Here is a 10,571-nt window from a genome sequence, read left to right on the forward strand (position 1 = left end):
TCATTTTTTATTTTAAGGGTATATTTAATGCGTTTTCTAAGGCTGCCTTTTTACTAATAACGTTTAACATTGACTGCACGTAGTTATTTTGTTGGCTGTATAATTGATTTTGCGCTTGCGATAAATCAAAACTTGAAGAAATTCCTTCAAAAAATTTAATTTGCTGCTTTTTTTCAATGCGTTCTGCCAATTTCATGTTTTTCATAGCAGATTCATAATTTTCAATACTTAACTGATATTCACTTTTTGCCGATTGTGTTTGTAAATTTAATTGTTGCTTAATTTCTTCCAAACGAATATCAGCCGATTCTAATTCAATTTTTGCCTGTGCCGTTTTAGCAGATCTTCCTAAGCTACTAAATATTGGAATATTCAAATTAACACCAAACATCGAAGAGCCGAACCATTTTTGTTTTTCATCTAAAAAAGTAAAAGAATTAGAGTTTGCTGCAAGCCCATAATTTAAAAAAGCACTCAAACTAGGCAAACCTTTACTTTGCTCTAAACGCATTAATAGGCGCTTACTTTCTCTACTATTTTCAGCAATTCTAAAATCGATATGCCCATTTAAATTAAATGTTTTTGATAGCAATGCTAAACTACTACTGTTAAGCATCAAACTATCTAAACTATCGGTTAATGTTAATTTTGTATTGATATCATTTCCTAAAGAAAGATTTAACATTTGATAGGCAATTTCCTTTAATCTAACAGCGTTTCTTAAACTATTTTGAACATTTCCTAAGGTGATTTCTAATTGCTCCACCTGCTCTTGTTCATTTAATCCGTTCTCATTAATTTTCTTTGCATCCTTGTAATTTTTCTCTAAAACACCCGTGTTTTTTTCAAGAATTTCAATTAATCTTTCAGAAACAAGGATATTTCCATAAGCGTTTATAATTGCCTCTCTTGTGGCTAAAGCTGTTTTTTGCTTGGCTTGTTCTGATATTTTTAAATAGGTTTTTGCTGCCTGTAAACCTACCAAATACGAACCGTCAAAAATTAATTGGCTTAGCGTTGCCGTAGCATTCATGGTTTGTTTTTTACCAAAAATCAATTCTTCATCAATACCATCATTATTAAAATCTGTTAATAAAACGGCTTGTTTTAAATTATTTTGATACGCCACCTTTCCATCAATTTTAGGCAAACCGATAGTCGTTGTTTCCCATTTTCTTTTAATTGCTACCTTAATATCATTTTTAGCAATTTTATTGGCATAGCTATTTTTTATAGCATAATCAATAGCTTCTTGCATTGATAAATTAAGTTGTTTTTGCGCAAATAAAAAGCTTGTGCAAAAGCATATAAATACCGTGTATATGTATTTCCTCATTGTTTATTAAGTTTATAAATTTATAATTTGTAGTTGTTTCGATAATTCGTCTAATCCTTTTTGAGTGGCAATTGCTCTAATATGATATTCTAAAATTTCATATTCTACTTTCATTACCTCCTGCATTTCGCTACCGTACATTTCTGTTTCAAAAACGCCAAAAATTAAGGTAAAATAAAAATTCACCATCAAATCTATTTTTAAATTTTCACGATAAAACCCTTCTTTAATACCCTTTGTTAAATTGTCAATATTACAATCTCGAAATAAGCATATTTCACGATCCATTAATTTTGCATACGTTTCAGGGTAATATTTTTTAAGCTGAAACATAGGCGAAGTCTTGGCATTTTTAAACATTTCTTTAAAAACTGCCTTTACCGCAAACTCCTCTTCAATAGCATTATACTCTTTCTCTTTTATTTTTGTAATAGCATCGTTTATGGTGTTATGAACCGCCTCTGTACTAGCATCTACCAATTCTGTTTTCTTTGAAAAATATTTATACAGTGTTTTTTTTGAGATGCCTAATTCACCTGAAATATCATCCATCGTAATGCTTTTAAAACCAAAGTTTAAAAACATTTCTCCCGCTTTATTTAAAATTTTATCTCTCATAATTATTTGCAAATGTACACAAGGAAACTTTAAAAACAATAAAAGTTTCCTTCGTTTTATTGTTTTTTTAACATTACCTAACAATTAGAATTTTTGTTTATCTTATTTTTACAAAAAATTTAAGATTTGGACATACTACAATATCAGTCAGACTTTTTAGCTTACTTAGCTTCTAAAAAAACACTAAAAGAGCCTAAAAACCTTTATGAACCGATAGATTATATTCTTCAAATAGGCGGAAAAAGAATTCGCCCAATGCTAACACTTATGGCTTCCGATATTTTTTCTGGAGATTATAAAAAAGCCATGCCAGCCGCACTAGCCGTAGAAGTTTTTCATAATTTCACGCTAGTTCACGATGATATTATGGATGACGCACCTTTGCGCCGTGGACACGAAACGGTTCATGAAAAGTGGGATATTAACAGAGGGATTTTATCTGGCGATGCCATGTTAATTTTAGCCTATCAATATTTTGAAAACTACGAACCTATAATTTTTCAAAAATTAGCACAATTATTTAGTAAAACAGCCTTAGAAGTTTGCGACGGACAACAATTAGATGTTGATTTTGAAACCAGAAACGACGTTACTATTGATGAGTACATTAAAATGATTACGCTAAAAACATCGGTTTTAGTAGCAGCCGCCTTAAAAATGGGTGCTATTGTAGCCAATGCGAACGAAGAACAAGCCCAACATTTATATAACTACGGCTTACATTTAGGCGTTGCTTTTCAATTACAAGATGATTATTTAGACACTTATGGCGATCCTGAAACTTTCGGAAAGCAAGTTGGTGGCGATATCATCGAAAACAAGAAAACCTACCTCTATTTAAAAGCTTTTGAAGTAGCAAATACGGATGATAAAGAAAAATTAACTACGCTTTACAACAATAAACAAGAAAATAAACAAGAAAATATTCAAGCAAAAATAGCGACGGTTTCTGCGATTTTCACCAAAAACAACATCCCCGAATACACACATCAACTTATTGAATACTATACAAATAAGTCGTTTAAAAGCTTGGAACATTTAAACATTAGCGATACCGCAAAAAGTGGGCTTCGTTTGTTTGCTGAAAATTTAATGAGCAGAAAAGTTTAAAAAAGCTTTTTTATTTAAAAAAAGTTCTTATTTTTGCAACCCTAAAACGGTCTTATAGCTCAGTTGGTTAGAGCACCTGACTCATAATCAGGTGGTCCCAGGTTCGAGTCCTGGTGGGACCACAAAAACCATCCTTTTAAGGGTGGTTTTTTTATTAAACCCCCTTTAAATACTAGCTTTTTACTTTTTTTGATAAAAATAAATATCAATTAATATCAATGTTTTATATACTGGTTATCTACCCGTTTTGAATATTGTTATACCAAATTTTGTTTGTACGTTTGTGTAAATAGAGATACTTACAGCCATGAACAAAACGAGATTTACCACGATTTACAACCGAAAAAAACACCTAAATAAAAAAGGTACTGCATTAATTCAAATAGAATGTTATTTAAACGGTTCGCATAAATATTTTACTACAAAAATTTATATTGAACCTAAATTTTGGAACAAAAGAAGCCGAACTATTAAAACAGATTACCCAAACGCAATAAAATTAAATAAACAAATTTCTGAAACTTTGAGGGACTTGGAAAATTTCGAACTTGACAAAATAAACAAAGGAGAATCTTTTAATTTAAGTATGTTAAACGATTTCTTTACAAAGCCAACGGTAAAAAGTTTTACAGAGTTTATGGAAATAGAAATTGAAAACATAAACAGCACCAAAGGAACAAAGGCAAATCAATTAGCAACCTTAAAAAAATTAAAAGAATTTAAAAAAGTAATTTCTTTTGAAGATATGACTTTCGAATTTTTATATGATTTTGATATTTTTCTAAAAAAATATACTATTAAGTATAAAAACATTCCTAGTAAAAAACTAGCTCAAGGTACTATTTCTAAGTATTTTAAGAATATCAAAAGATTTGTAAATTTAGCTATTAATAAAGATTTGATGGAATTACAAAAGTATCCGTTTAGGAAATTCAAAATAAAACAAACCGAGGGCAAAACCGTATATTTAACACCATCAGAAATAGAATGTTTTGAAAATGTAGCATTAACCAACGAAAATAAAAAATACGAAACTGTAAGAGATTTATATATTTTTTCTGTTTATACAGGTTTACGTTATGGTGATATTTTCAGCCTACAAAAAAAAGATATTGTTAGTATAAAGGGCAAAGATTGGATTATTAAAACAATGGAAAAAACAGGCAAAGAAATACGCATTCCTATACATTTGATGTTTAACGGTAAACCGAAAAAGATTTTAGATAAACACAATAATTTTAAAAGCGTTTTTTGTTTCAAACATTTAACAAATCAATATTGCAACCGCCAATTAAAAGAAATAGCTAAAATAGCACAAATACAAAATAAAAATATAACGTTTCACACGGCAAGGCACACCACCGCTACATATTTACTACATAAAAAAGTAGCAGTAACAACAGTACAAAAGATTTTAGGACACCAAAAACTAGCAACAACGCAAATTTACGCCCACGTAATGGATGAAACCCTAGAAGACGAAATGACAGCCGTTAATTTTTAAAATAAAAACCTAAACAATCTTTTAATTTACTACATAAAAAACCCTATCCAACTTTGGACAGGGTTTTTTTATTGGCTCTTTGTTTCCGTGTGCAAGATTTATTTGCCCACAGGTAAAACAAACGATTTAAGCAATTTTATAAATACAAGTATCTACTTATATAATTATGATTTATTAAACGCTTAAAAAATACTACTGCTACAAATTAAGCTATTAAACAGTAATATATAAAGCCTAAAATTTAACAAACAATTACTACTAAAAACCCCTATTTTATTTTAGTTATTTTTGCAGTATAGAAATACTCACTACATACCACAAAATGATTAAAAAAAGCAAAATAACCGTAAAGCATTATCTTAATACAAATTTAAAGCCGTACATAATTAACGATGTTAAACATTACAGCGTTTATTTAATGTTAGTTGCACACAGAAAAAACACAAAAGTAAAATCTATTGCATTTGATAATTATTATAGTGAAAGTGTATTTTCTGAAATAATAAATTCTAAAGATACTTATGACCAAGATTTAATAAGAAACGAAATAACAGCACTTACTTTAATATCTGAAATTACAATAAACGAACTAAAGGAATTTGATACTGCCTTTATAACTTCATATTTTAAATATAGTTCTAAAAACTTTATAGATTCATTAGCACAAGGCATAGATATATTAAACCAAAACTCCAAAAATCAAATATCTTGTTTTATTAATTGCCTTCATCTTAATAGTTGTTTTTTAGATTATACTTCTTTAGAATATATTAGTATTTTAGATTTTTTCGGATATAAAATACAGAACCTGCTAAAGAATTATTTTAAAAATGAATTAAATAGTAAAGATTGTATAAAAGATATAGAATTATTTAATAAACATATGTTTTACAGTAGTTTAAAGAGATTTGAAAAAACTATTATCAAAACAAAAAACTATTATTTAATAGAAAAATATTCAAATTCTTTTAATAAAATAAGTAATATTGAGTGTAGAAATAAGCAAAAATATTATGAAAGTAAAGACTACTTAGAAGATTTAAAGAATCTTGAAAAAAAAGAAAATAAAAAAAAATAAAAAAAAACTAAAATTAGTCAAACATTTATATACCTTTGTCAAAAAAAAACAAAGGTATTTTTTTATACAATTTGTTTGAGTAAAATTAGTCAATACATTTAAACTATGAATATATCAGAATTAAAAAAACAGCTACCAGCCCACGGAATTAACGAAATTTCTAAACTTTCAGGGCTTCATATTGCTACTGTTAATCGTTTTTTTTACGGTAGAAAGGTAAAAAGTGAAACCGAAATGAAATTAATTACAGCAACAACCGACTTTTTTAAATCAGAAAAAGAACGTAAAGCCAACGCTTTAAAGGAACTTAACGAGGTTGTAAATTCCTAAAAACAAACCGCCCCAGCGTAAAAAAATCCAACAAAATAAATACTTTCCTACACCTTTTTAAACTATAAACCAACAAAATAAAACTTCTCACAGTAATTTTTTAAACAATAGAGATACTTACAATTATGAAACATTTTACGGAATTTTTAGAACACCAAAACACTAATACAATTGAATTATCAAAAAGAGCATCAAAACTGTTTTTTGATATTGAAAAAGAGCAAATGGCGTTTGATTGTCTTCAAGATAAATTAACCTGTTTACACATTGAAATAGATAATGTTTTTGTTTTATCTGAGGAAGAATTGGAGGGATTTACAGGCGATCAATTCGATAAGATAATGATGCAAGGTCGAAAAATGGGCGACAATTGTTGTTTATTAAAAATTCTTATGGAAGAAAAAGAGGTTTTTATTTCTGATAAAAAAAAGGAACTTGTAATACTTCAAAATAAGATACTAGAACTTGTAAAAGCGACCCCTAGCAATGAATTTAAAGCAATTCAAGAAAGTAACGAACAAAACAGCATCTTTATAAGAAAAACCGCTAAACACTTAGCAAACTCTTATAATTATGATTTTAACAAATAGAGATACAAACAATTATGAGCGAAAAAAAAACAAGCCAAGCCGTTACAGAAGTAAACGTGCAAACCCTAAAAAATAATAGCTATCTTTTAGATGGTTTTACAGCAACAGAAAACAGTAACGGTAATCATCTTGCCGTAAATTTAGAGTTTTGGCACTATGAAAATTTAGGGCATAATATTGGCAGTTTGTTAAATGCTATTTCTACTCCAGATTTAGAAACCGAAAACAGATTAGATGCTAACGACATTCAAAATGTAGCTTTAATGACTAAACAATTAGTAGAAAAAATACCGTTTCAGTTTTTAGACGATTTACTAATAAAAAAAACCCATAATAAAGAAAATTTTAAAAATATTGAAAATCTGTAATTATGAAAAATATTTTTAAAGTTGAAAAAGTAAATATTGTTAGTAGCAATTTAGATTCTTTACAGGTTAAAATTAGAATATCAATCTTTAATAAAATTGTTTTCAGTTATTTTTTAGGTGCTGAAACATCATTTAAAAATCATTTAAAAACTCTTTAAATTATGGAAAATAATGTAGTATTTGTTTCAGTTCCATTGCAAGAATGGACGGACATAAAAAATATGGTTCAAGATATATCTAATTTTTTACAGCAAACAAAAGACAACGGTAAACCCGAAAATCTAACGGTAAAAGAAGCTTGTGAATTTTTAAGATGTAGTAGAAATACGTTTCAGAAATATATACACGATGGGGATTTAAGTGTAATAAAAGACCAAAACAAGAAGTACAGCAAAGTAACTGTAAAGCGTTCAGAATTGCACCGATTTGTAGCACAAAGAAGTTCTTTTTAATAGATTTAAAATATTTTTATTGATATGTATTACGAAATAACAACGGACGGAATTTCTAACGAAAATAACGAACCGTATTTTTTAAAATGTAAAAAAAGTCCTTTAGAAGCAATAATTAAGGATTTTAAAAGACTTCTTTTATTAAGAGGTTTAGAGATTCCAACGGATTTAATCGCTGAAAATAACGATACTGAAAGTAAAGAAACTGAAATAGTTTTAAAGTACTCGTTTTTAGATTCAGAAGATGCAAAGGAAAAAGTGAAACTTACTTTTAAAGTTTCAAAAAAATATGAATTTTAATAAAAAGTGTAAAAGCGAAAGTATTAAACAAAAAAAAACCGCCTAACCACAGGCGGTATTTTTATTTAATACTTACTTAAGGTATTAAATTTAGAGATACTCACACTATAAACAAAACCGCCAAGCAATGGTTAAAGTAGTAAGTTTTACAAAGATAGTAAAAGAAACCATTAATAAAAGAAAATTATAATGGATTTAATAACACTATCTAAAATAAATCTGATTGATTCAGAAAAAGAAAATATTATAAAAAAGGCAAAATTAAAAAAACGCTTTGATAAAAACAGCGGTAAAGTTTTTTTTGAAACTGGAACAGAACGGAATTTAAAAGGCGGTATGTATATCAAAATTGATTTACAAAACAGATTAACAATTAGAGGAAGTTTACACAAGTACTACTCTTATAATTTAACAGGTTACGCTACAAATTTCGGACGCTTCACAATGGAACAGGCTCGAATAACATTTTTTAGACTTCTTATAGATAAAGGAGTTGATTACAATAATTTAAAAATCAATGCTTTTGAAATTGGTATGAATTTAATTTTTTCTATTGATGTAATAAATTTTTTAGATTCTTTTATAGCAATTGGAACAGATAGGAATAAAAAAGAAATAATGATAGACCCAAATTATAGGGAAAAAAGATGTAAAACAACCGAAAGAAGTTCTAATATTAGAGTTATCCATAAAATGTATGATAAGGTTTTTGAGATGCTGGAAAAAAGACACAAAGCAATACCATCAGAAAAAAATATTTTGCGAATAGAAACGACAAAAAGAAAGATGAATAATGTTTTAGCAATTGATTTTTTTACGAAAAAAAATTTAAAAGAGGTACAAGACGACTTCTTTAAAATATGGGATTTATTAATATTTGAGCCTACAATAGTAGCACCTAAAGGAACGCATCAAAGTAAGATTAATCTTGTAACAGAAATATATAAGACCACGGCAAAAATAACTTTAAATAAGTATCAACAACTTTTTAAAGATGGCAAAATAACTGCTAAAATGTACCGTAAAACAAGGGAGTTTATTAACAATTGGCACGTACATAAAAAGGTTTATAAATTGGGGCAAAGTGAAATAATGACCTTTTGGGCAACGGCTTACAGTACTGAAAAACAAGAACTTAATAAAATCTACTTGTAAGGTTTGATACTTATTGATAAAAATATTGTACGTACTGGAAGCTTTAAGCAGTCAGTATATTTTTTTTAGCCTACTTGTCTTATACAGTCGATAGACTGCAAACCCCTAAAACATTGACTTCTTTACTAAAAAAAGAGCTGACTATTTAGGCATTACTTAAAAAACCCCTATTGATAAAAATATTTGTCAAAGATTATCAGTAAAAGTACAAAACCAATATTATTAATATAAAGCGTAAAAAAAGAGCGATACAAGAAAATTAATAAATTATTACAAGTATTTATATAAATTATATAAAGCGTTAAAAATGATAAAAAGAGTAATACAAGAAAAAAAGGATTTAAAAAAATTAGTACAATTATTACCAAAGTGCAAGATGTGGTTAATGATAAGTTACAAAACAGATAAAAAGATTTATACCGATACTTTGCACCAAAGCGAAATAAGAACCTCCAAAGATTGGATTAAATCAGTACAAAAAGTTTTAGTAACAGAACACCGAAAAAATGCACCGCCAATTATACTAAGCAGTTACCGTGCAAGATATTTATTAAATAAAATCAATTTAGAAAATGGCATATAATCAGAAAAATCTATATCGTAAAATTATAAGAGTTCAAACAATTGTGTTACAGAAACAATATGAAGATGAAGATATAACCTACAAGGAAATTTACTGGAAGTTTATACAACCAGAGTTTTTAATTTGTTACAGAACGTTTCACTCTTATTTAGGAACACCAGCAAAAAGAGAATTAAAGAAATTAGAAAATAATTTATCCGTAAAAAAAGAAACGCCTAATCTTTTTAGCAACTAAAAGAACCGCACCCCCTCCTTGTTCTTTAATAAAATATATAATTACCGTAAAAGCGTTTAAAATACTTTTAAACGCTAAAATGTTTATAATTCTAGTTACATTTTTAAATATCATTTAAAAGATATTTATTAGCATTTTAAAAGATTTTGTTTAAAATGCTTATTCACTTCATTAGTTTTTTAGCTTTTAAGATTGGTTTTAGTTTGTCAGCTTTCTCAAAAGATTAAAAAAAATAAAGAGTACCAAAACTAAAAAACAAGCCTTTAAAACGTGTTAATCATCATTTAGGGTTATTTGATGTTAATTTTAATTATCATTTTTAAAGCGTCCGCCTTTTGTTTCTGTAAAAGATGTTAATTTCTAAATAATGAAATGTTAATTTTTAAAAGTGAAATTAAAAAATATTACTCTTAAAAAAATGCACTTTTTTTGATTATGGTACTATCTGAACTACAACTTAATAACTTAAATAACTGATAAATAGACTACTTACAAATATGTTTTTTTTATTGGTAGATTTTAAGGTAATAAAAAGCGGTTTTTTGTCTGTTTTTTTATTTTTTGAGTTAATTATTTTTTTAAAGATTGTTTTTTTTGAACAGTCAAGATTTCTTTTACAGTTCGATTTTAGTATTTTTTTGTAAATACTCACTTTGCAAATGGAACAACCAGCACCAGCAGGAACTTAGTATTTGAACCTTTGGAATTAAGAATATTCAGCAACAAAACCAGCAGGAACTTAGTATTTGAGCCTTTGGAATTAAGAATATTCAGCAAATGGAACAACCAGCACCAGCAGGAACTTAGTATTTTGAACCTTTGGAATTAATGATATTCAGCAACAAAACCAGCACCAGCAGGAACTTAGTATTTTGAATCTTTGGAATTAAGAATATTCAGCAAATGGAACAA

At 27.8% G+C, this 10,571-nt stretch carries 14 protein-coding genes and 1 tRNA gene; 13 read left to right on the forward strand and 2 right to left on the reverse strand.

The features are described 5' to 3' along the window. Positions 1 to 7 precede the first annotated feature (7 nt). Positions 8 to 1,258 (reverse strand): TolC family protein, encoded by a 1,251-nt coding sequence (locus tag DPIF8902391_RS06970; RefSeq protein WP_232119583.1) that lies wholly within the window; start codon positions 1,256 to 1,258, stop codon positions 8 to 10. 90 nt (positions 1,259 to 1,348) lie between these two features. Beyond that, positions 1,349 to 1,954, reverse strand: a complete 606-nt coding sequence (locus DPIF8902391_RS06975) for a TetR/AcrR family transcriptional regulator (RefSeq protein WP_058886312.1) — start codon at positions 1,952 to 1,954, stop codon at positions 1,349 to 1,351. Positions 1,955 to 2,080: 126 nt separating this feature from the next. On the opposite strand from DPIF8902391_RS06975, the gene DPIF8902391_RS06980 reads away from it, so the two are divergent. From DPIF8902391_RS06980 to DPIF8902391_RS07040, 13 genes are all read left to right on the forward strand, one after another. Beyond that, entirely contained in the window at positions 2,081 to 3,064 is a 984-nt protein-coding gene (locus tag DPIF8902391_RS06980) for a polyprenyl synthetase family protein (RefSeq protein ID WP_172505403.1), read from the forward strand. Between the two features lie 48 nt (positions 3,065 to 3,112). Continuing rightward, a tRNA-Ile gene (locus DPIF8902391_RS06985) sits at positions 3,113 to 3,186 on the forward strand. 185 nt (positions 3,187 to 3,371) lie between these two features. Further along, a complete protein-coding gene (locus DPIF8902391_RS06990; RefSeq protein ID WP_101914941.1) occupies positions 3,372 to 4,568 on the forward strand; it encodes a site-specific integrase in 1,197 nt (398 codons plus the stop codon). Positions 4,569 to 4,890: 322 nt separating this feature from the next. After that, positions 4,891 to 5,646 carry a hypothetical protein gene (locus DPIF8902391_RS06995; protein WP_172505404.1) on the forward strand — a complete coding sequence of 252 codons (756 nt, stop codon included), beginning with the start codon at positions 4,891 to 4,893 and terminating at the stop codon, positions 5,644 to 5,646. A gap of 105 nt (positions 5,647 to 5,751) precedes the next feature. Continuing rightward, positions 5,752 to 5,976, forward strand: coding sequence for a hypothetical protein (locus tag DPIF8902391_RS07000; RefSeq protein ID WP_101907418.1), 225 nt, complete (start codon positions 5,752 to 5,754; stop codon positions 5,974 to 5,976). A gap of 125 nt (positions 5,977 to 6,101) precedes the next feature. Further along, the gene (locus tag DPIF8902391_RS07005) at positions 6,102 to 6,566 is read left to right on the forward strand and encodes a hypothetical protein (RefSeq protein ID WP_101914944.1); all 465 of its coding nucleotides are present in this window, start codon (positions 6,102 to 6,104) and stop codon (positions 6,564 to 6,566) included. A gap of 14 nt (positions 6,567 to 6,580) precedes the next feature. Beyond that, a complete protein-coding gene (locus DPIF8902391_RS07010) occupies positions 6,581 to 6,934 on the forward strand; it encodes a hypothetical protein (protein ID WP_101907417.1) in 354 nt (117 codons plus the stop codon). Positions 6,935 to 6,936: 2 nt separating this feature from the next. Beyond that, positions 6,937 to 7,092, forward strand: a complete 156-nt coding sequence (locus DPIF8902391_RS07015) for a hypothetical protein (RefSeq protein ID WP_172505405.1) — start codon at positions 6,937 to 6,939, stop codon at positions 7,090 to 7,092. Between the two features lie 3 nt (positions 7,093 to 7,095). Beyond that, positions 7,096 to 7,386 carry a helix-turn-helix domain-containing protein gene (locus DPIF8902391_RS07020; protein WP_101914946.1) on the forward strand — a complete coding sequence of 97 codons (291 nt, stop codon included), beginning with the start codon at positions 7,096 to 7,098 and terminating at the stop codon, positions 7,384 to 7,386. Positions 7,387 to 7,410: 24 nt separating this feature from the next. Beyond that, positions 7,411 to 7,686, forward strand: a complete 276-nt coding sequence (locus DPIF8902391_RS07025; protein ID WP_101914947.1) for a hypothetical protein — start codon at positions 7,411 to 7,413, stop codon at positions 7,684 to 7,686. A gap of 189 nt (positions 7,687 to 7,875) precedes the next feature. After that, entirely contained in the window at positions 7,876 to 8,841 is a 966-nt protein-coding gene (locus DPIF8902391_RS07030) for a hypothetical protein (protein ID WP_101914948.1), read from the forward strand. Positions 8,842 to 9,148: 307 nt separating this feature from the next. Next, entirely contained in the window at positions 9,149 to 9,424 is a 276-nt protein-coding gene (locus tag DPIF8902391_RS07035; protein WP_172505406.1) for a hypothetical protein, read from the forward strand. Further along, the gene (locus DPIF8902391_RS07040) at positions 9,414 to 9,659 is read left to right on the forward strand and encodes a hypothetical protein (RefSeq protein WP_101914950.1); all 246 of its coding nucleotides are present in this window, start codon (positions 9,414 to 9,416) and stop codon (positions 9,657 to 9,659) included. Before DPIF8902391_RS07035 ends, DPIF8902391_RS07040 begins: the two co-directional genes overlap by 11 nt. The last annotated feature ends 912 nt before the right edge of the window (positions 9,660 to 10,571 follow it).

Source organism: Tenacibaculum finnmarkense genomovar ulcerans, assembly GCF_900239495.1.
In the GTDB taxonomy this organism is placed as follows: Bacteria; Bacteroidota; Bacteroidia; order Flavobacteriales; family Flavobacteriaceae; genus Polaribacter; species Polaribacter ulcerans.